Source organism: Tunicatimonas pelagia (assembly GCF_030506325.1).
In the GTDB taxonomy this organism is placed as follows: domain Bacteria; phylum Bacteroidota; class Bacteroidia; order Cytophagales; family Cyclobacteriaceae; genus Tunicatimonas; species Tunicatimonas pelagia.
The window spans coordinates 4039304-4057998 of record NZ_CP120683.1 but is presented as its reverse complement, the minus strand read 5'-3'; the positions used below and the strand labels follow the sequence as shown (position 1 = coordinate 4057998).

The window sequence follows — 18695 nt, the reverse complement described above, 5'->3', positions numbered from 1 at the left end:
ATTTGAATGGGATAACGACTTCATACAAAAATAGTATTACTACAAAATTTAAATGTTATGCTACATAGTATGAAGTATCTGATCTTATTTACCGCAAGCTTTCTGTTATTTGCTTGCGAAGAAAATGACCCTGTTTTACCTGATGATAATAATCAGGGGAATAATCCTGAACCACAACCTGTTGTTAGCAATGACTTAACTGGTGAGTGGCAGGTGGATTTATTCAAGGATGACAATGAAGATGAAACCAGTGATTTTGCTGGTTTAACCTTCACCTTTCAGGAAAATGGCGATCTAGTAATTGCCGAAGAGCAGCAGAATACCACAGCGGCCTGGTCTATTAATGGCGCGGGTAACCGGGTTGAGATTGACCTTAGTACGGAAAATCTGCAAGCATTTAGTAACCGCAGCGAGCTGGAAGACTTAGATGACGATGACTGGATGGTGATTGAGAAGAATGATACGCTCATTCATCTACTAGAAGTAGATGATGATAATACGCTGGATGAAGTTCGTTTTGTAAAGTCAACCAGTGCTTCAGATGGTTCTGATACGGGTAATCCTAACCCCGAGCCTCAGCCAGTAGTTACTGAAGATTTAACTGGCGATTGGCAAGTAGGTTTGTTTAAGGATGATAACGAAGACGAAACCACTGATTTTGATGGCTTGACCTTTACTTTCCGGGACAATGGCGAGCTACTGATCGCAGACAGTCAGCAAAGCACCACGGCGGCGTGGTCTATCAATGCCGCAGGCAATCGGGTTGCGATTGACCTAAGTTCCGAAAATCTACAGACGTTTAGCAATCGGGAAGAACTGGAGGATTTGGATGACGATGATTGGATGGTGATTGAGAAGAGTGACTCACTCATTCACTTATTAGAAGAAGACGATGACGGTACCCGCGACGAGGTACGTTTTGTAAGGGCAACCGGTTCTTCAAGAAATCTTAATACTACACCTCAGCCAGAAGCAAATCAAGGAGCTACCAACGGTTGGCAAGTGACACTCTTTCGCGACGATGGCAAAGAAGATACTAACAGCTTTAACGGTTTGGTCTTCACGTTTCAAGAGAATGGCAAGTTAGTTATCGCCGACGATCAAAAAAGTACTGTTGCTGAATGGTCGATCAATGAAGCCGGTGATCAGGTTCGCATCAATTTGAGTGCTGGTAACCTACAAGCCTTTAGCGATCGGGGCGAGCTATCTGACCTAGATGATGATAACTGGATAGTACTTGAGCGCACTAATGCTGTCTTTCACTTGCGAGAAAGTGGTAATAACACCCTAGATGAGTTCCGCTTTGAGCGCCAATAATCATTCTTTCTATTCTTAGTAGAGGATATTCTGATAAACTTCTAAGGTTCGTGACGACACAAACCTTAGAAGTTTATCAGAATAAGGCTTAGTATTAGTTGCTCTTTCAAAGCCATCTCAGACAATATCGTGCTGGGATGACTTTTGCTTTGCAAAACGAACAACGGCACTAAAGAAATAGCAACTGCCTACATCAAATTACTTTTCCCTTCACTAATTTCTTTCCAGGCCAAGGCACTAGAGCCTAGCACAGCGGCATTACGGCCTTCCAGTGCTGAAGGTAGAATTGGCACTTTGTTTTTAAAAATTTCAAACATGTACTCTTCCATATACTTTTTGGTGGGTTTGAAGAGAAAGTCTCCCGCCTTGGCCAGTCCACCCAACAGGAAAATAGCTTGTGGACTAAAAATTGCCACCATATCGGATAGTTTGCGACCTAACAATTCGGCGGTGTAATCGAAAGCTGCCTTAGCCACTGGGTCGCCTTGCATGGCTAGCTCCGTAATCTTAGCGGCCGATAAATTGTTAAAGGTAATGTCGCGCAGTGGGGTATCATCGGTCATATCAGCGAGTAGCTTAAACACCGTCCGTTTGATACCCGTAGCTGATACGTAAGCTTCCAGGCAGCCCTTACGTCCCAGACCGCAGGTGCGCCCTTTTGGATTATTCATAATATGCCCCATCTCGCCGGCAAATCCATCGTGACCGTAGATTAAGCCACCGTTTACCACAAAACCACTGCCCAGGCCGGTACCCAGGGTAATCATCACGAAATTTTTCATTCCCTTGGCTCCGCCGTAAATCATTTCGCCAATGGCAGCAGCATTAGCGTCATTAGTAAGTACCATCGGTACATCGTAGTATTGCTGAAACAGCTCAATGATTGGGACAACCCCTTGGAAAGTCAAATTGGGAGCGTACTCAATAGTTCCGGTAAAGTAATTACCATTGGGCGCACCAATGCCACAGCCAACAATATTGAGTTCTTCATCTACCGTCTCGCGGAGCTTCTCCACTTCTTTGTATACGTATCTCAGGTAGGCTTCTACATCGCCGGGGGCGGTTTTAACGGTCGATACTGAGGTTTCCGCGTACATGTTTCCTTCGCGGTCTACAAAACCAAATTTAGTGTTAGTGCCACCAATATCAATGCCTAGGGCTACGTCTTTCATAGGTTAGTTTGAAGCTTATCCTGGAATCAACTCCAGGTATATGATAAAAAAACAGGTCAGCCTACTTTAAAAATTATGTTAATTATACTGTCGGGCGGTCTTTCAATAAATCCCGAATTTCAGTTAGTAATTTTTCTTCATTAGAAGGTACCGGAGGTTTGGCTGGTTCCACCTCTTCCTTCTTCTGCGTGCTTTGGTAAGCTTTAATTACCATAAACACACTAAAAGCAATAATAATAAAATCAATGACATTCTGAATGAAAACCCCGATACGAATTGCGACGGTTTCTTCTTCAGTTGCCCCTTCCTTCAGGACAACCATAATATCGGTGAAATCAACCCCACCCAGCAGTAATCCGATAGGTGGCATTAAAACATCAGCCACAAAGGATGAGACAATTTTACCGAAGGCAGCTCCAATGATTACGGCTACGGCCAAATCAATGATGTTGCCCTTCATGATGAACGCTTTAAATTCTTTTGCTAGTCCCATAATAGATAAGTTAAGTTAGATAGTAGTTTATTATATGGCTGACCGTGTTTTAACGGTAATTTAGCAAATTATATAGATGAATAATGATTGATGAGTAGTGAACAATGCCCAGCTGACCGTAAAGGTGCTCATTCTTTCATCAATCATTATTCACTATTCATTATTTAATATAATTATTAATGAGCATCTCGAATAATTCAATCTTTCCACTGCGTCGCTGGGGTTCGCCTGCTTCAGCCGCTAAATCACGCAAGTCTTCCAAGCCGAGGCTTCCTTGCTCAAATTCTGACCCTTTGCCGCTGTCGTAAGAGGCGTAACGCTCTTGCTTCATTGTCAGGAAGTTAGAGTTTTCCAGAATATCGTGAGCAATGAGTAAACCTCGGGCAAACGTATCCATCCCGACGATGTGAGCAATGAACAAATCTTCCAAGTCGCTGGAGGTGCGGCGTACCTTGGCATCAAAATTCAGCCCACCCGGAGCAATGCCACCTTGCTGAAGAATTACCATCATGGCGTGTATACAATCGTACAGATCAGTCGGAAAATAATCGGTATCCCAGCCATTTTGGTTGTCACCCAGGTTAGCGTCTACACTGCCGAGCATCCCCGCGTCCGAGGCCGTTTGAAGATCGTGGGCAAAGGTGTGCCCCGCTAAAATCGCGTGGTTTTGCTCCACATTAATTTTAAAATCATCAGCCAGTCCCTGCTGGTGGAGAAAGCCAACCACCGTAGCTGAATCAAAGTCGTACTGATGCTTACTAGGCTCGGCGGGTTTGGGTTCAATTAGGTAGTTTCCCTTAAAACCAATCTTCCTCCCGTAGTCCCGCGCCATACGAAGGAACTGCCCGAGGTGATCTAACTCCCGCTTCATGTTGGTATTGATAAGGGCGGCGTAGCCTTCCCGCCCCCCCCAGAACACATAATTCTCACCCCCCAATTCTACGGTAGCATCCAACGCCGCCTTTACCTGGGCCCCACCGTGACAAAGCACGGCAAAATCAGGGTTGGTGGAAGCACCGTTCATATAGCGGGGGTGCGAAAATAAGTTAGCCGTTCCCCACAGTAGCTTTACTCCAGTGGATTGCTGGTGTTCTTTCGCCAGCGATACAATCTCCTGTAAATTTTTCTCTGACTCACTCACCGAACTGCCTTCGGGGGCAATGTCGCGGTCGTGAAAGCAGTAGTAGGGAGCATTTATTTTAGTGAAGAACTCAAACGCAGCTTCCAACCGGGATTTAGCGTTATCCATTGGGTTGCTATGCTTGTGCCAGGGAAAATCGCGGGTTCCTGCCCCAAATGGATCGGCATTTTCATTACAGAAGCTGTGCCAGTAGGCAATGGCGAAGCGTAGGTGCTCCTTCATGGTTTTATCACCGATCTGCCGATTCTCATCGTAGTAGCGAAAAGCAAAAATATTGTCGGTATCGGTACCTTCGTACTGAATGGGGTTGATGTTAGGAAAAAAAGTTGTGCTCATGTTATTGGATTGTTAAATGGTTCGATTGCTAATTGTTAATTGCTTGCGCGGGTTAAGAGATCTTCGTCCACTGAAGTACTTCTTGAAATACTACTTCTTCGGAGGTATCATCCTTTAATATCTCATCATACGTCATTCCTTTAATATCCATCAAATACTCGACCATTAACCTTCCTTTGTAATAGTAAAACGGTACAAAATGACCTTCCGTAACCTCAACAAACATATTATTAGATGCCTTCATCAACTCTACGTATCTCTGAATTTCAGATCTTAGGCTATAGTCATTAGCATGCAACTGGTTTCGCCGAGCGATATACTCCGGATAACCTTCCAGCTTCCAAAAAGGAGGATGTTTTAGTGGACTAAAATTTAGAAGACCGTATTTATTGGCTTGAAGATTATGAATCATTTCATGAGCTAATAAATAGGTTAGATTTATCTTTCCTACGCTTCCTTGCACATGGTTGTTTTTCGGATCAATGGGTACTTTTAAGGTGATATATCCAGCAGTAGCCCGAGCAATGACTCCTTTTCCTTGTAAATCCTCTATCTTATTAAAGAAGTGATTATGGGCTAGTAGCACATCAAAATGGTAGTCCTCGTCGTGAAGCTCGCTGTGTTTTATTAGCGCATAGGCATCATCCAACCGGCTTACAAGATGAGTTTCATCAAAATCGGTATTAGAATAAATAGTAAACGCTTGATGTTCTATCTTCTTAGCAAATAGCATTTGGGGAGAAAACGTAACTGTTATCAACCCGGAAAGTATAGTGAGAAGTATTACTATAAGCGAAGCGGTAATTTTTTTTAGAGCTTTCTTCATGATAGAAGCCAGTAATATTGGGTAAAACTAATTAATTTTTCGGTGATGAGAGCCAGGGTAAGCCACTTCCCAAGTTTCACCGTAGAGTGATTGATACTGTATGACAATCTGAACTCCTCCTTCTCTCACCTCTTCTACCCAAGGAGCTACGTACCTACGATCCTCTAAGGTTAGTAGCCCCTGTTGAGTCTGTTGAGGGATAACCATATCTTCTACAACATCACCGTAGTCAGAATATACGAGTGTATCCGGTAGGTTTCGCTGACGGGCTATCGCTCGGGCTATTTCAGCGGTGCTCGAAAATGAACTGTCCTCATTATGAATCATGTAAACCTTTTGAATAATAGCAGGGCCTACTCCATTATTTTGTAGAAACAGATTATAGTGTGCAGTGTCAGGCTGTATCCAGTAGCCATGAGATAATTGCAAGCGGGGCCAAACGGCAGCATGCTGTTGTTGGCGAAGAATATAGGTTTGGTAGACAGTAGTAGCCATAGCGCAAACGCTGATTATCGTAGCCGCAACGGCAATAATAATCTCAGTTCTCGGTCTACGTCTTCCTACCTTTTCATATTTCATATCTCACATCTTGTATTTTACAGATGTTGATTTAATGCTTCTAACCAATGCTCGTATGCTTCAGCGTAAGCCGATTGCTTATCACTATCCGGTTCAATCTGATCAATTTGTTGTAAGTGGGCGAAGGCTTCTTCGGGGTTAGCGTACTCGCCAGAGCCAATTCCTGCGCCTCGGGCGGCCCCGGCAGCTCCATCGGTATCGTACAATTCTATGGTGGCACCCGTCGTATTGGCAAAAGCTTCGCGGAAGATAGGGCTGAGGAACATATTAGCTTTCCCAGCTTTTACGCAGTTCACCTCCATTCCCATTGCTTCCATAATATCCAGACTATATTTCAGCGCAAACACAATTCCCTCCTGGGCTGCCCGAAGAATGTGTGACGTATTGTGCGTATTGAATTCTACCCCACCAATTTGTGCCCCAATTTCAGCATTGGCTAACGGACGCTCGGCTCCGTTGCCAAAGGGTAAAACGACCACTCCGGCTGACCCAATCGGGGCTTGCTGCGCCCGTTGATTCATTTCTTCGTAAGAAAGCCGGTCGAGCAGTAGCTGGTGCTTTAGCCAACTGTTGAGAATTCCGGTGCCGTTTACACAAGCTAAAATGCCGTAGCGAGGCTCGTCCTGACTGTAGTTAACGTGGGCAAAACTGTTTACTCTGGACTGAGAATCGTATTCTAGTTGGTCGCTCACTCCGTAAATCACCCCGGATGTTCCGGCAGTGGTCGCCACTTCACCCGGTTTTAGCACATTGAGCGAAAGTGCGTTGTTCGGCTGATCTCCTGCCCGGTACGCTACCGGAATATTAGCCGAAAGGCCCAACTCTTCGGCTACGCCATATTGAACCTTGCCTTGTTCCCCGAAAGTAGGAACCTGCTCCGGAATTAAGCTCTGGTCTATCTGATAGTAATCTAGCAATTTGTCCGAAGGTGAGTCCGACTTAAAATCCCAGAAAATACCTTCGGAAAGTCCCGAAACAGTAGTATTAATCTCCCCAGTGAGCTTCATAGCGATATAATCGCCGGGGAGCATAATTTTATGAATCTGCTCGTAAATTTGAGGCTCATTCGCCTGCACCCAGCGCAGCTTAGAAGCGGTAAAATTTCCGGGGGAGTTGAGCAAATGCGATAAACACCAATCTTGCCCCAACTCATTAAAGGCTTGCTCACCCGTCTGTACCGCCCGGCTATCGCACCAGATGATGGACGGGCGCAGCACCTGCTGGTTTTTATCTACTACTACCAAGCCGTGCATTTGATAAGAAATACCGATGGCGGCTACTTGCTTCAGGGCTTCAGCGTTCGCTTGCCGTAGTTGATGCGTAGCCTTCACCAGATGTTCCCACCACAAATCGGGATGTTGCTCGGCCCAGCCTTCCTGCGGTGCATCCATCGGGAGTTCCTTGTCAGGCGAAGTGGCTGATGCAATTATTTTACCCGAATCAGATTGTACTAAACTGGCTTTGATGGACGAGCTTCCAATGTCGTATCCAAGTAAGTAGGTGGCAGGCATAATAGGTAGTTGTATTTAAGGGGAAGCAAGATACAAGCTTTACCAGATTTTGAAAAATTTTCCTGAGATGGGAAGAAAACGTCAAGGCTAACGTACAGCCTACGCTGAAATATGTCGCTACTTTTTGGACGAATCAGAGGGAAGCCAAACAACTTTTTGCTCCGGTGTGTGGGGTTGATTGAAAATATCGCGGTAAAGCTCGGGCCGACGGGCTTGTTGGTAGCGGTAGCCTCCGGCTTGGGTGAGTTTTTCGGGTACGCAAGTAGTGGTAATCACCTCATTACCTAAATGGCGGCATTCAGCAATTATATCTCCGAAGGGGTCTAAAATCATAGAACAGCCATTCTTTAGCTGATCGTCATCCATACCAATTGCATTGCTAAAGACAGCGTAAAGGGCATTATCATACGCCCGAGCGGGAAGCCACTTCATGAGCCATGCCCGGCCTTTCAATCCGTCAAATTCGTGGCGTAGACTGGTAGGATCAGTCTCGCGATCATTCCAATTGGCAGCAAAGAATCCGGCACCGGGACGAGTAGAAGGAGTGCCCATTGTTACGTGCGGCATAAATAGTACATCGGCTCCTAACAGCCGGGTGGCCCGGGCATTCTCCAGAATATTATTATCGTAGCAGATAAGCATTCCGCACTTCCAGCCGTGTATGGTAAAGGTAGTATACTCGTCGCCGGGAGTAAGTTCAGGATGAATAAAGGGATGTAGTTTACGGTACCGGGCCACCAAACCACTAGCATCTACGCAAACGTAGGTATTGTAAACTTTCCCCGCTTCGTCCCGCTCAAATAATCCCGCTAGTAAAGTCAGGTCAAGCTCCCGGGCCAATTGGATCAGCCACTGCGTGCTTTCGCCGTCAGGCACTGGTTCGGCTACTGCTTGCAGCTCGGTAAAAGAAAGGCTTCGGACAAAGGCGTAACCCGACAGGCAGCACTCGTGAAAAGCAACTACCTGAGCATTCTGCTGCTTGGCTTGTTCAGCCAGTTGCCGAAGACTCTCTCGGTTACGTAGTTTATCATTATTGTAGTGCTCAAACTGAGCAGTGGCAATTCGTAGTGGCTTCATGGCTGACAATATTAGAGACTATCTTGCCAGGGAACAATAGAAAATCCCGCTAGTTGTTCCTTCTCGTTCATAACCACTCGTACCTCCGGTTGGGCATTATCCCGTTCAAATTTCCCTTGGAACCGAAAGATATAATACGCGGGTGCGTTGGTGGTACGATAAGCTTCCTTGAAGGTAATAGACTGATAATCCCCGAATAAATCCCGAATGGCACCGTAGGTTTGGGTCTGTTTTTCGGCACTGAACTCTTCCTGTAAGGCTACAATGGCTTCCGACTCGCTAAGGATATGGGGTTGCCCCAGTTTCTGAGATGTCAGTAGCGTGTTAGCTAAAGATTGAGCTGCTTCAAGTGGCGCAGACTTTAAAGCATCCTCGTTAAGTGCTTCGTAATTGCTTTGAGCCAAACCAGGAAGTTGCAGTAGTAATCCACCTACGATAATTAGTATTTTAACGATGGTCATTGGTAGTAGAGATCAATCATGTATGCGACGCAGCTAAAGTTATTGATAATTTGTTGGTACGCCAATGAAAACAAATGTTGTTTTCTGTCGGGATTAATTTAGAGAGAGTGATACGGGGAAGCCGAAAACTGGAGTCAGGAGACTATAAATTCCAAAAAAGCTTCCGATCAATTTTCGGCTTTCAGCTTCCGTTTTCCGTATGTCATTTACTCGGCAGTTGTACCGAAGCCGGCTGCATGTCTAACTTACCAACTTCAATGACTGAACCGCCGTGGACGCGCATGGTAGCAGTTTGGAAGTCTTCCGCTTCGGCTTCAAAGATATTATCCACGTATTTCTGCGGATTACGGTCAATGTAGGGAAACCAAGTACTATGAATTTGAATCATAATTTTGTGACCCTTCTTGAAAGTATGTAGCACATCTTGTAGCGGAAACTCTACTTCGGTGATCCGGTCAGCCTCGAACGGTTCGGGGGTCTCGTAGCTGTTGCGGAAGCGCCCCCGGAATACCTCGCTGCGTACCATCATTTGGTAACCAGCCATGCGGAGGTGGTCTTGCATAGTAGGGCTTTGTTCGGCATCGGCGGGCAGTACATCAATTAACTTTACCACCCAATCGGCATCGGTGCCAGAGGTAGAAACTTTTAACTTCGCCATAATCTCTCCCATTAGCGTCAAATCTTCCTCCAATGGTTCGGTTTCAAAAGTAAGCACATCGGGGCGACGGGAAGCAAAACGCTGATCGTCGGTCATAAACTTGCGCGGGGTGAAAGTCACTTTAATATCTTCGGTGAAGGGCACCGGATGATTAGGATCGCTGGTGTACTCAAACACTTGGCTGTCGTCAGGTTCACCGTCAACAACCAAAGCATCCGCTTGCAAAGCTTCCCCTGCTTTAAAAGTAAAAGTGTAGCGAGGGGCATCGGCCGGAGGCCAAGTATCAAATTTCTTCCATTCTTTTAAACCAGTATCGTAGAGATAGGCATCGGGCAGTTGAGGAGCGAACCCATCTTTCAAAAAGTGGGTAAAGAACGGATACTCAATCTCCTTTTGGTAGAAAGTAGAAATGCTATCGCCAAAATAGATATTGCCTACCGCCTGAAAGCCTCGCTCTCGAGCCCAATCACCGTGGCTCCAGGGACCCATCACTAGCATATTGAATGTTCCCGGATTGTTACGCTCTACCGTTTTGTAGATGTTCAACGGGCCGTACAGGTCTTCAGCGTCAAACCAGCCACCGACGGTCATAATGGCGTGGTCAATGTCGTTCAGGTGGGGAAGAATGCTACGTTCCTGCCAGAACGCATCGTAGTTGGGGTGCTCAGTCACCTGCTGCCAGAAGAAGTTATCGGCGTAGTACTGCTGCGAATTCTTCAGTGGCCCCAACTCCTTATGAAACTGGTAAGCATCAGTCGTACCCGGAGCCGCCATCTGGTACCAGGTAGTATCGGTAGGGCCTTTGTGTTGCACCCCAAACACCGGAAACGTCATCCAATAACTCTGCAAAAACGCTCCGTGGTGGTGAAAATCGTCGAAGAAAAAATCGGAGATGGGTGCTTGGGGCGAAGAAGCTTTCAGAGCGGGGTGAGCATCTACCGCCCCGGCAATGGTATAGAAGCCCGGATAACTGATACCCCATTGCCCGACTTTGCCATTGGTACGGTCACCCAGTTCTTTCAGCAGCCACTCAATGGTATCAAAGGTGTCGGAGCTTTCGTCAATCTCATCTTCACTGTCGCGGTTAGGCCGCATATTGTCGTATTGCCCCTCCGAGCGGTAGCGACCGCGCACATCTTCGTACACAAAAATATACCCATCGCGCATCAGGTAGGGCGATGGCCCCAAACTGTTCGGGTACTGATCGGCTCCGTAGGGACGCACGCTGTACGGAGTACGTTTCAGCAGAATGGGATATTGCTTACTTTGATCTTTGGGCAGATACACGTTGGCAAACAGCTTCACCCCGTCGCGCATGGGAATAGTCACTTCGCGCTTTTCGTAATTCTCCCGCACGTAAATGGAGTCGGCATTCTGCGCGTACCCAGCTAGGGTGACCGAAAAGAGCAGTATAAAAGAAAGGTACTTAATCATAGGTTAGGTATTTTCGGTAAGATACGTTCTTTGGGGTAAAGATTAAAGAGTCAGTGGAATTGGTCAGCAGTATTTAGCGGTAGCTGAAAGTGTTTCTATACAAAGATGGTGGCGATTGCATTACCAATAAATTAGGATTTTCGTTAGATTTAATCTGCTACAGTGGAATAGCAGCAGTCGTTTCACTGTTAGTAGTGCATCAGAGCCAAATTTGACTAAATAGCCAATGAAAAATATAACTATACCACTTACTATTCCTCAGGATATTTTGATCACACTCAATCAGAAAGAAGAAGAGTTGCGGGAGCAGTTTCAGATTACCATTGCTATGATGCTTTTTCAGCAAGAAAAGCTGACGATTGGAAAAGCCGTACAGCTATCGGGAGTAGATTGTTATGAATTCGAGAAAGCATTAGCAAAAAATAACGTTCCGGTAGTAGATACCTCTATCGAGGAAGTTTTCGCTGATGCTACTAAACTAAAGAATTCGTGAAGATAATCGTAGCCGATACTGGGGCGTTAGTATCGTTGGCTAATCATCGCTAAAGGAAGAGAAAATGGCTATGTTTAACCCCGCCCATCCCGGCGAATTGATACGAGAGACGATAGAAGGCATCCGTGAGGAGACTGGCGAAAAATTGCCCATCCGCGAAGTAGCGGAAGGTTTAGGTGTTTCCCAAAAAACCCTAGATGCTATCTTAAACGGCCGGCAATCGGTCACTCCCATCATGGCATTACGTTTAGAAAAGGCATTTCCCAATACTGATGCTATGTTCTGGCTACGCGCTCAGGAGAACTACGACCTTGCTCAAGCCCGGCAGGCTTTCGAGCCAAAAGGTATTCGTCAGTTTTGGCAGCCAACGGTTTATACAACCATAGAGAAAAGTAACAGTATGCTGATTCAGTACCCTTCGGATGAGTTTACTGAGTATGAACTAAAGATGTTTGAGAGCGAGCTAAACAAAAATGGAATAGGTCTTTATAAGTATTCTTTTACAGGAAAGGCATACGCGTTTAATTCTGATGAGTTAGGTACGATTGTTTATTTAATTCAATTTACGATTCTTAAACAGATCATACTAGGAGGTATATATGATATATTTAAGGCTCACGTGATCAGATTATGGAACCATTGGAAGAATAAGAAAATAACTCGGCTTTCCACGAAGCAGAAAACAGAAGTCCCGCCCGGACTAAAATTTAAATATGCAAAATCTAAAGACGAGTATGTAGAAATAGAGTTGACGGATATTACGGAGAAGCAATTTGACAAAGCTTTGGACAGATTAATAGAGTTCTCAAAAGAGTTTGTACTTGAAAAAAGAAAGTTAACGAAGGATAGATATTACTATAACAGGAAAACTGGTCAATGGACTAAAAAATAAAGCACATAAAATAGAGTTAACATTACAACTATTAAGTAAGTGCTAAGTAGTATAACTCAAGACAAACAGGTAAATAAAGCTGCTTCGTTGTCCACTTTACTCACAAACTTAACGATGATCAAACTTATCAAAGAAAATATTGAAAGGCTTACGGCTATCTGCCAATTAAACCATGTAGTCGAGCTTTATTTATTTGGTTCGGCAGCATCAGGAAAATTTGCGGATAGCAGCGATTTAGACTTTGCCGTATTATTTTCCGAATCATTATCTCCACTAGAACACGGAGATGCATTTTTTTCATTGAAAGAAGACCTAGAGGAATTATTCGGTCGAGAAGTTGATCTATTGTCCTATCGCGTAGTTAAAAACCCAATTTTCAAAGAGGAGCTAGATAAAGCTAAAGTAACGCTGTATGCCGCCTAAAGAAGTTCTCAAATATATTCTGAACCAGGATAATTGTCTACAATACGAAGCTAAAACAAATATTGATAGTCACGTTAAAGGATAAAAGTAAAGGTTCGCGAACTAATAGAAAAGAGAGAAATCATGGCAATTTTAGATAAGCCTCTGAGCAACTTACAGATTGAACTACTTCAGCTTTACAGTCAGGATGTAAGCGAAGAAGATTTGGTTGCTATAAAAAGATTACTAGCCAAGTATTTTGCCGACCGAGCCTCGGATGAAATGGACAAACTGTGGGATGAAAAAGGCTGGACAAATAAGACCATGGACGAGCAGATTTTTTAGTGACTGACGATAAGCATTTTAATGTTCTTAAGAAAATAGGATTCCCACCAGTTCAAATTATTCAGACGGCGGATTTTTTGAAGGAAATAGTAAAATCTAAAAGGAGTAAAAATATGGCTATGTTTGACCCCGCCTACCCCGGTGAATTGACGCGAGATAGGGTTTTTAGAGATAACCAGGCTTGAATTAATGATCTTAAAATTAATAGGCAATATAGCAGGCAAATTAAAGACCTCATTTTTTGATTTGTTACCCATTATAGTGGTAGTGGTGTTCTTTCAAACTATTGTACTACAGCAACCTTTCCCGAATATGCTCGAAACCCTCGTCGGGTTGGTATTTGTTGTGATAGGCCTTATGCTTTTTGTGGAAGGACTTGAGATGGGCCTATTTCCTATTGGGGAGAATTTATCCTATGCATTGGTTAAAAAAGGAAGCTTATTTTGGCTACTGTCTTTTTCTTTTCTACTAGGGTTCTCCACAACGATTGCCGAACCGGCCTTAATTGCCGTTGCCAAGGAAGCCGGAGAAATAGCCGTAAAGTCAGATTTAATAAAACCTGAAATTGAATCAAGTTACATCCTTGGCTTACGCATTTCAGTGGCAGTTTCCGTCGGACTGGCGATACTCATCGGGATCTGGCGAATTATCCAAGGCTGGCCTATTTATTACTTAATTATTGGGGGGTATGTAATGGTCATTGTCATGACGTTATTTGCACCCGAAGAAATCATTGGGATTGCTTATGACGCTGGTGGAGTCACCACATCAACAATAACGGTACCCTTGGTTACGGCACTTGGAGTTGGTTTGGCAACGGTCATCGAGGGTAGAAGTCCCTTAACCGATGGCTTTGGGCTGATCGCATTTGCGTCACTGTTACCGATGATTTTTGTAATGGGATATGGTATGTTAATCTTCTAAGTTCGCAGGAATGTTCATAGAATTAGGAATTACTTTTTTAAACACCCTTAGAGATGTGGCGCCTATCGTGCTCTTAATCGCTGTATTCCAAATTTTTATTATCAAAAAATCCATACCCCATCTAAGAAATGTAATTTTCGGGGTGGTACTGGTTATTTTCGGATTAACGTTCTTCCTGATGGGATTGGAACAAGCTTTATTTCCGGTAGGAGAGTTAATGGCCAAACAGTTATCCAACCCGGAGTTTATTACCAAAACGTATTCGGGCTCGTCAACCGACTGGAAGGCCTATTATTGGGTATACATTTTTGCGGCATTTCTAGGGTTCTCCACTACCATTGCCGAACCCTCACTGTATGCGGTAGCGGTAAAAGCCAATGAAGTGTCGGGAGGTACAATTGGCACCCTGTACCTTCGCTTTGTAGTGGCTATTGGTGTGGCCATTGCCTTAGTGGTTGGCACCTATCGTATTGTGGTTGGTGATTCTCTGGCTACCTACATTATGGTAGGTTATATAGTCGTGGTAATCCAAACCATATTTGTAAAAAAAGACCTAGTAGCCTTAGCGTACGATTCGGGAGGGGTTACTACTTCTACTGTTACCGTACCTATTGTGGCTGCGTTAGGGTTGGGGCTATCATCGGTTGTTCCTGGCCGAAACCCTGCAATAGATGGGTTTGGCCTAATTGCTTTTGCCAGCGTTTTCCCGATGATCACGGTATTAGGATACGCCCAAATAAATGATTTAGTAGTATATTTTAAAAAATCCAGTAAAAATTAAAGTTATGAGATTTGATTTAATCGTAGGGTTTGTCAACCCGAACATCACTGAAAAAGTTGTCGCTACGGCCAAAGAATCCGGGGCGACTGGCGATGTAGTTATTCAGGGCAAAGGTAGTGGCATGGAACCATCTAGTTTTTTGGGATTATCCATACAAGATAAAACCGATATTGTTCTTTTTGTGGTGGAAGAACACCATACCAACAAAATCATAAAGTCTGTTTCGGATGAATGTAACATTGAAGAGCCAGGCAACGGAATGTTGATTGCGCTGAATATAGATAAAGTGGCGGGCCTATCTAACCAAATCAAGAAAATCAGAGAGAGTCTCAATACTGAACAATTATAAACAGAAGGCTATGGAAACTTTTCAAAAAGCAAAAGACATTGCTTCCGATAAACTGTTTTTTATTGATGGTTTGGCCAGTGCAAGACATGCGGCTGAGTTGATGAAGGAGAAAAATGTTCAGGCGCTTATCATCCAGAAAAGAAATAATGCTGATGCTAACGGAATTATTACAGTTTATGACATCATAAAGGGAGTAATCATTCCCAAGAAGACCCTCGACGAAGTAAGCGTGTACGAGATAATGACTAAACCAGTGTTTTCGATTCCAGCCCACCTGAATATTAAGTACGTACCGAGGTTAATGTACAACTACGACGTGAGAATTGCCCCCGTTGAAGAAAACGGTGAGTATATTGGGATGATTGACTATACTCAGTTTCTGTTTACCAACCTCGATAGTGTAAACCAACTAAACAAGTAATTAAAAAACATTGAAGGCCAAACTCAGATACTGAGTTATCAGTAGATTCAATCTTTTTATACTATATTGTACGTAAAAATTAATACGTATGAGCAAATTGACGTTATCAATAAATCAATCGGTTATCGAGGAAGCAAAAGCGTATGCCAAAGCTTCGGGAAAAAGCTTATCTAGCATCGTTGAGGAATACTTGAAATCTTTATCTAAAGACAAGGGGGACAGTAGCCAAAAACATCCCAGTAGCATAGTGAATGAATTAAAGGGATCAGTCAGAATGCCCAAAGATTTTAGTTCATATAAAGAATTATTGGAAGATGCACTTATTGAAAAATATCTCAAGAAGTGAATAAGATTTTTCTAGACTCAGATGTGCTATTAGACTTATTGTTGGATAGAGAGCCATTCGCGGATGACATCGTTGAAATCATCGAAGACGCTACAGCGGACAACGTTAGCCTTTGTGTTTCTCCTATTTCTATCACGAATGTAAACTACATCATTGGCAAACTTGAAAATCAAAAGAAAGCGGATAGCCAAACGAAGAAGATATTGGAAATCGTGAAAGTAGAGAACGTGGAGCAGGGTATTATTACTAAAGCAGCTCATTCTAAGTTCAAAGACTTTGAAGATGCTGTTCAAAATTATTGTGCCGAAGATGCCGGACACCAAATTATAATTACTAGAAACACCAAAGATTATAAGGAAAGTGTATTATCAATTCTGACCCCTAAAGAATACTTAGCTAAAACTAAAAATGAATAAAACGGGTAGCAGTAAGCACAGTATAATCAACAGTAGACCGAACGACCATTCCAACCATGGAACACATGTTATTTGACTTTCTTGCCAAATATATTTCTCTTTCGGAAGAAGAGAAGAAGGCACTGGTGGCCTTAGATATATTTCGTGCCTTTAAGAAGGGAATGGTTTTACTTGAAGAAGGGCAACGCTCTAGCGATGGCTATTTTGTGTTAAAAGGGTGCTTACGCACATATTATATAGTAGACGGCAACGAAAAAACCACCGCTTTTTATACCGAAATGGAAGGCCTCACACCTCATTGTGTTCTTAACAAACAGCCCTCTGAATATTTTATCGCTTGTGTAGAGGACTCTATTCTGACCGTGGCTAACCCTGATATGGAAGACGCGATCTTTGAAAAATTTCCCAAATTTGAAACGCTCTGCCGAATACTCTCCGAAGAACTTTTAGCGAAAGCCCAACTTTCGCTCGACCAGTTCAAGACGTTCTCTCCCGAAGAACGCTATTTAGATTTAGTAGAAAAAAGACCTGATCTGTTACAGAGAGTACCGCAGCACCAATTGGCCAGCTTCATCGGTATCACTCCCCAATCGCTAAGTCGGTTACGAGCCCGACTCACTGATAAAAAATAGTAGCGGTAGCTCATTAATTACCTTAAGTGAACGTTTTTTGGGTTACTGCCCAACGATCTTTGCATAAAACAAAAATATTATGCGAAGAAAATTCACCATACTTAGCGTACTTTTATTACTAGCCAGTTTAATGCCGCTCAAAGCCCAATATGCTCCTCAGGACACTACGTACCGAAAGTGTTTTATCGGAAGTACCTTTTTTATGTTGGGTAATTTCTTAGAATCGAATAACCCTGAATTTGTGCAGCTTAATTTGGGTTACCGTCTGACGGGAAAAGACGTAGTGTCGCTAGAATTTAAAACCTGGAAATACGCGTGGCCACTAGGAATACCACCCCTCAGTAGTTCTTTTGAAGCTCCTGAAGAAGAGTTTCCGGGCTACATCCGCGAACGTGGGTTTGCGCTGGTCTACCAACGCTTTTGGTGGAAAGGTTTGTACACCGCGGTTCACATGATGAATGCCTGGCAGTCTTTTGTAGACAATAATGGCAATAAGATTGATAACGGTTTTCAGATTTTCAATACCTACCGGCTAGGGTACCACATCAAACTGTTTAACGATCGCTGGTTTATAGAACCTTCTATTGCGATTACGCATCGACCTTTCCATACCGAGATGCCTGAATCCTTTAAACAACTGGACAACAAATGGTCTAAATTCAACGCCGAACCAGGACTACACTTCGGCTTTAATTTTTGACAAAGGTTATCCGTGCTGAAGAACTTAGCTCAACTTTAGCCTTCTGATTCTTGAATGGTTAAAGACATCTACTTCAGACACATTTGTAACATTTGACATAAGTCGGATTAATTTTCAACCTCCCTTCTACACATTGAGGTTGAAAATTAATCTGATAAGAGCACAGCCCATGAACGCAAACCCTCTCTATACCCGTGTAGAATTATAGTCCATGGTAAGATTGAAGGCCACGGTGGGGAATATAGCCCAAAAATACTTCTACCTTGATTTTGATTTTTAGCTTGCTGTTTCCAAATTCCGTTCTCTCCCCGACAAGTTCCGGGGTCTCGTTCTCCGTTCTCTATTGTTAACTACACCTTGCTAACTGCCAACTGTTTCATTGCAGGTCGCGCTTCACTACAGTGCCTCTGGCTCTCAAAGCGTTGTTTTAAGATCATCGTAAATGGACTTGGCTCCCGCTATATTTAGTTTAGAGGCTCCTTTTACTGAATTGTAGTAGGCTAACGAAGCTACGTAGGCTTCGCTTCCGGCCAGCATGGCCGTATCGCCTAAGCTGCTTCGGATAGTCTGTACTTGCTGGGTCAGCTGGCTCAAGCAACGTACCGACTGTAAGTCAATCTCTAATTCTTCTACGTCTAAATAAGCGGGACCAAGCTCAGGGTTCGTCTTGGCATAGTCACTCACTTTCTCTACAAAAGGTACACTGCGATTACTCATTTTAGGTATCACTTTACGCTCTTCGGGGGTTAGGGTAATTAAGTAAGGATGCAAAATCTTTTGTACTTCCTGTAGCTTCTTCCGGGCTAATTCAAAATCTTTAGCCGGAATCTGGATAGATACAATGTTTTCTAATGTTTTCACTAGTACATCAATTTGATTGAGATAAAACGACAAAGTAGTTTGTTAGTAAGTAACTAACCGTTCAAATTTTGATAAAACATTACCTGGCATATGTAGTATAAAAAACCTACTAGCGAGCAATGCATAGG

The 18695-nt window shown here is 43.6% G+C and carries 23 protein-coding genes; 13 read left to right on the top strand and 10 right to left on the bottom strand.

Going from position 1 to position 18695, the window contains the following annotated elements:
* Positions 1 to 69 precede the first annotated feature (69 nt).
* Positions 70 to 1317 carry a hypothetical protein gene (locus P0M28_RS17420; protein ID WP_302203846.1) on the top strand — a complete coding sequence of 416 codons (1248 nt, stop codon included), beginning with the start codon at positions 70 to 72 and terminating at the stop codon, positions 1315 to 1317.
* A gap of 188 nt (positions 1318 to 1505) precedes the next feature.
* On the opposite strand, the gene P0M28_RS17415 is transcribed toward P0M28_RS17420, so the two are convergent.
* From P0M28_RS17415 to P0M28_RS17375, 9 genes are all read right to left on the bottom strand, one after another.
* Positions 1506 to 2489, bottom strand: coding sequence for an ROK family protein (locus P0M28_RS17415; RefSeq protein WP_302203845.1), 984 nt, complete (start codon positions 2487 to 2489; stop codon positions 1506 to 1508).
* Between the two features lie 82 nt (positions 2490 to 2571).
* Positions 2572 to 2982 carry a large-conductance mechanosensitive channel protein MscL gene (gene mscL, locus P0M28_RS17410; protein ID WP_302203844.1) on the bottom strand — a complete coding sequence of 137 codons (411 nt, stop codon included), beginning with the start codon at positions 2980 to 2982 and terminating at the stop codon, positions 2572 to 2574.
* Between the two features lie 160 nt (positions 2983 to 3142).
* Positions 3143 to 4459, bottom strand: coding sequence for a xylose isomerase (gene xylA / locus P0M28_RS17405; RefSeq protein ID WP_302203843.1), 1317 nt, complete (start codon positions 4457 to 4459; stop codon positions 3143 to 3145).
* 52 nt (positions 4460 to 4511) lie between these two features.
* Positions 4512 to 5285 (bottom strand): hypothetical protein, encoded by a 774-nt coding sequence (locus tag P0M28_RS17400; RefSeq protein ID WP_302203842.1) that lies wholly within the window; start codon positions 5283 to 5285, stop codon positions 4512 to 4514.
* A gap of 27 nt (positions 5286 to 5312) precedes the next feature.
* Complete coding sequence (locus P0M28_RS17395; RefSeq protein ID WP_302203841.1) at positions 5313 to 5864, bottom strand: hypothetical protein; 552 nt, start codon at positions 5862 to 5864, stop codon at positions 5313 to 5315.
* A 17-nt stretch (positions 5865 to 5881) separates the two neighbouring features.
* A complete protein-coding gene (locus P0M28_RS17390) occupies positions 5882 to 7375 on the bottom strand; it encodes a xylulokinase (protein WP_302203840.1) in 1494 nt (497 codons plus the stop codon).
* A 117-nt stretch (positions 7376 to 7492) separates the two neighbouring features.
* Positions 7493 to 8452 carry a nitrilase family protein gene (locus P0M28_RS17385; protein WP_302203839.1) on the bottom strand — a complete coding sequence of 320 codons (960 nt, stop codon included), beginning with the start codon at positions 8450 to 8452 and terminating at the stop codon, positions 7493 to 7495.
* Positions 8453 to 8463: 11 nt separating this feature from the next.
* Complete coding sequence (locus tag P0M28_RS17380; RefSeq protein ID WP_302203837.1) at positions 8464 to 8913, bottom strand: hypothetical protein; 450 nt, start codon at positions 8911 to 8913, stop codon at positions 8464 to 8466.
* A 202-nt stretch (positions 8914 to 9115) separates the two neighbouring features.
* Positions 9116 to 11005: a CocE/NonD family hydrolase gene (locus P0M28_RS17375; protein WP_302203836.1), complete on the bottom strand. Its 1890-nt coding sequence runs from the start codon at positions 11003 to 11005 to the stop codon at positions 9116 to 9118.
* A 226-nt stretch (positions 11006 to 11231) separates the two neighbouring features.
* On the opposite strand from P0M28_RS17375, the gene P0M28_RS17370 reads away from it, so the two are divergent.
* The 12 genes from P0M28_RS17370 (at position 11232) to P0M28_RS17315 (ending at position 17706) form a co-directional block, all read left to right on the top strand.
* Complete coding sequence (locus tag P0M28_RS17370; protein WP_302203835.1) at positions 11232 to 11498, top strand: UPF0175 family protein; 267 nt, start codon at positions 11232 to 11234, stop codon at positions 11496 to 11498.
* Positions 11499 to 11562: 64 nt separating this feature from the next.
* Positions 11563 to 12390, top strand: a complete 828-nt coding sequence (locus tag P0M28_RS17365) for a HigA family addiction module antitoxin (RefSeq protein ID WP_302203834.1) — start codon at positions 11563 to 11565, stop codon at positions 12388 to 12390.
* A 114-nt stretch (positions 12391 to 12504) separates the two neighbouring features.
* Positions 12505 to 12813 carry a nucleotidyltransferase family protein gene (locus tag P0M28_RS17360; protein WP_302203831.1) on the top strand — a complete coding sequence of 103 codons (309 nt, stop codon included), beginning with the start codon at positions 12505 to 12507 and terminating at the stop codon, positions 12811 to 12813.
* A 123-nt stretch (positions 12814 to 12936) separates the two neighbouring features.
* Positions 12937 to 13137, top strand: coding sequence for a DUF8507 family protein (locus tag P0M28_RS17355; RefSeq protein WP_302203830.1), 201 nt, complete (start codon positions 12937 to 12939; stop codon positions 13135 to 13137).
* Positions 13138 to 13326: 189 nt separating this feature from the next.
* Positions 13327 to 14061 carry a DUF1538 domain-containing protein gene (locus P0M28_RS17350; RefSeq protein ID WP_302203829.1) on the top strand — a complete coding sequence of 245 codons (735 nt, stop codon included), beginning with the start codon at positions 13327 to 13329 and terminating at the stop codon, positions 14059 to 14061.
* A 10-nt stretch (positions 14062 to 14071) separates the two neighbouring features.
* A complete protein-coding gene (locus P0M28_RS17345) occupies positions 14072 to 14842 on the top strand; it encodes a DUF1538 domain-containing protein (RefSeq protein WP_302203827.1) in 771 nt (256 codons plus the stop codon).
* Between the two features lie 4 nt (positions 14843 to 14846).
* A complete protein-coding gene (locus P0M28_RS17340) occupies positions 14847 to 15191 on the top strand; it encodes a P-II family nitrogen regulator (protein WP_302203825.1) in 345 nt (114 codons plus the stop codon).
* Between the two features lie 10 nt (positions 15192 to 15201).
* Complete coding sequence (locus P0M28_RS17335) at positions 15202 to 15612, top strand: CBS domain-containing protein (protein ID WP_302203822.1); 411 nt, start codon at positions 15202 to 15204, stop codon at positions 15610 to 15612.
* Between the two features lie 88 nt (positions 15613 to 15700).
* Positions 15701 to 15958: a DUF6364 family protein gene (locus P0M28_RS17330; RefSeq protein ID WP_302203821.1), complete on the top strand. Its 258-nt coding sequence runs from the start codon at positions 15701 to 15703 to the stop codon at positions 15956 to 15958.
* Complete coding sequence (locus tag P0M28_RS17325; RefSeq protein ID WP_302203819.1) at positions 15955 to 16374, top strand: PIN domain-containing protein; 420 nt, start codon at positions 15955 to 15957, stop codon at positions 16372 to 16374. The genes P0M28_RS17330 and P0M28_RS17325 overlap by 4 nt, the downstream gene beginning before the upstream one ends.
* Positions 16375 to 16430: 56 nt before the next feature.
* The gene (locus P0M28_RS17320) at positions 16431 to 17006 is read left to right on the top strand and encodes a Crp/Fnr family transcriptional regulator (RefSeq protein ID WP_302203817.1); all 576 of its coding nucleotides are present in this window, start codon (positions 16431 to 16433) and stop codon (positions 17004 to 17006) included.
* A gap of 79 nt (positions 17007 to 17085) precedes the next feature.
* The gene (locus P0M28_RS17315) at positions 17086 to 17706 is read left to right on the top strand and encodes a hypothetical protein (protein WP_302203815.1); all 621 of its coding nucleotides are present in this window, start codon (positions 17086 to 17088) and stop codon (positions 17704 to 17706) included.
* Between the two features lie 414 nt (positions 17707 to 18120).
* Here the strand turns inward: P0M28_RS17315 and P0M28_RS17310 are convergent, their stop codons facing one another.
* Complete coding sequence (locus P0M28_RS17310) at positions 18121 to 18567, bottom strand: hypothetical protein (protein ID WP_302203814.1); 447 nt, start codon at positions 18565 to 18567, stop codon at positions 18121 to 18123.
* Between the last annotated feature and the right edge of the window lie 128 nt (positions 18568 to 18695).

Coding starts and splice junctions, on each gene's coding strand:
- P0M28_RS17420 (WP_302203846.1), top strand. CDS start 70: ATGAAGTATCTGATCTTATTTACCGCAAGCTTTCTGTTATTTGCTTGC.
- P0M28_RS17415 (WP_302203845.1), bottom strand. CDS start 2,489: ATGAAAGACGTAGCCCTAGGCATTGATATTGGTGGCACTAACACTAAA.
- mscL (WP_302203844.1), bottom strand. CDS start 2,982: ATGGGACTAGCAAAAGAATTTAAAGCGTTCATCATGAAGGGCAACATC.
- xylA (WP_302203843.1), bottom strand. CDS start 4,459: ATGAGCACAACTTTTTTTCCTAACATCAACCCCATTCAGTACGAAGGT.
- P0M28_RS17400 (WP_302203842.1), bottom strand. CDS start 5,285: ATGAAGAAAGCTCTAAAAAAAATTACCGCTTCGCTTATAGTAATACTT.
- P0M28_RS17395 (WP_302203841.1), bottom strand. CDS start 5,864: ATGAAATATGAAAAGGTAGGAAGACGTAGACCGAGAACTGAGATTATT.
- P0M28_RS17390 (WP_302203840.1), bottom strand. CDS start 7,375: ATGCCTGCCACCTACTTACTTGGATACGACATTGGAAGCTCGTCCATC.
- P0M28_RS17385 (WP_302203839.1), bottom strand. CDS start 8,452: ATGAAGCCACTACGAATTGCCACTGCTCAGTTTGAGCACTACAATAAT.
- P0M28_RS17380 (WP_302203837.1), bottom strand. CDS start 8,913: ATGACCATCGTTAAAATACTAATTATCGTAGGTGGATTACTACTGCAA.
- P0M28_RS17375 (WP_302203836.1), bottom strand. CDS start 11,005: ATGATTAAGTACCTTTCTTTTATACTGCTCTTTTCGGTCACCCTAGCT.
- P0M28_RS17370 (WP_302203835.1), top strand. CDS start 11,232: ATGAAAAATATAACTATACCACTTACTATTCCTCAGGATATTTTGATC.
- P0M28_RS17365 (WP_302203834.1), top strand. CDS start 11,563: ATGGCTATGTTTAACCCCGCCCATCCCGGCGAATTGATACGAGAGACG.
- P0M28_RS17360 (WP_302203831.1), top strand. CDS start 12,505: ATGATCAAACTTATCAAAGAAAATATTGAAAGGCTTACGGCTATCTGC.
- P0M28_RS17355 (WP_302203830.1), top strand. CDS start 12,937: ATGGCAATTTTAGATAAGCCTCTGAGCAACTTACAGATTGAACTACTT.
- P0M28_RS17350 (WP_302203829.1), top strand. CDS start 13,327: ATGATCTTAAAATTAATAGGCAATATAGCAGGCAAATTAAAGACCTCA.
- P0M28_RS17345 (WP_302203827.1), top strand. CDS start 14,072: ATGTTCATAGAATTAGGAATTACTTTTTTAAACACCCTTAGAGATGTG.
- P0M28_RS17340 (WP_302203825.1), top strand. CDS start 14,847: ATGAGATTTGATTTAATCGTAGGGTTTGTCAACCCGAACATCACTGAA.
- P0M28_RS17335 (WP_302203822.1), top strand. CDS start 15,202: ATGGAAACTTTTCAAAAAGCAAAAGACATTGCTTCCGATAAACTGTTT.
- P0M28_RS17330 (WP_302203821.1), top strand. CDS start 15,701: ATGAGCAAATTGACGTTATCAATAAATCAATCGGTTATCGAGGAAGCA.
- P0M28_RS17320 (WP_302203817.1), top strand. CDS start 16,431: ATGGAACACATGTTATTTGACTTTCTTGCCAAATATATTTCTCTTTCG.
- P0M28_RS17315 (WP_302203815.1), top strand. CDS start 17,086: ATGCGAAGAAAATTCACCATACTTAGCGTACTTTTATTACTAGCCAGT.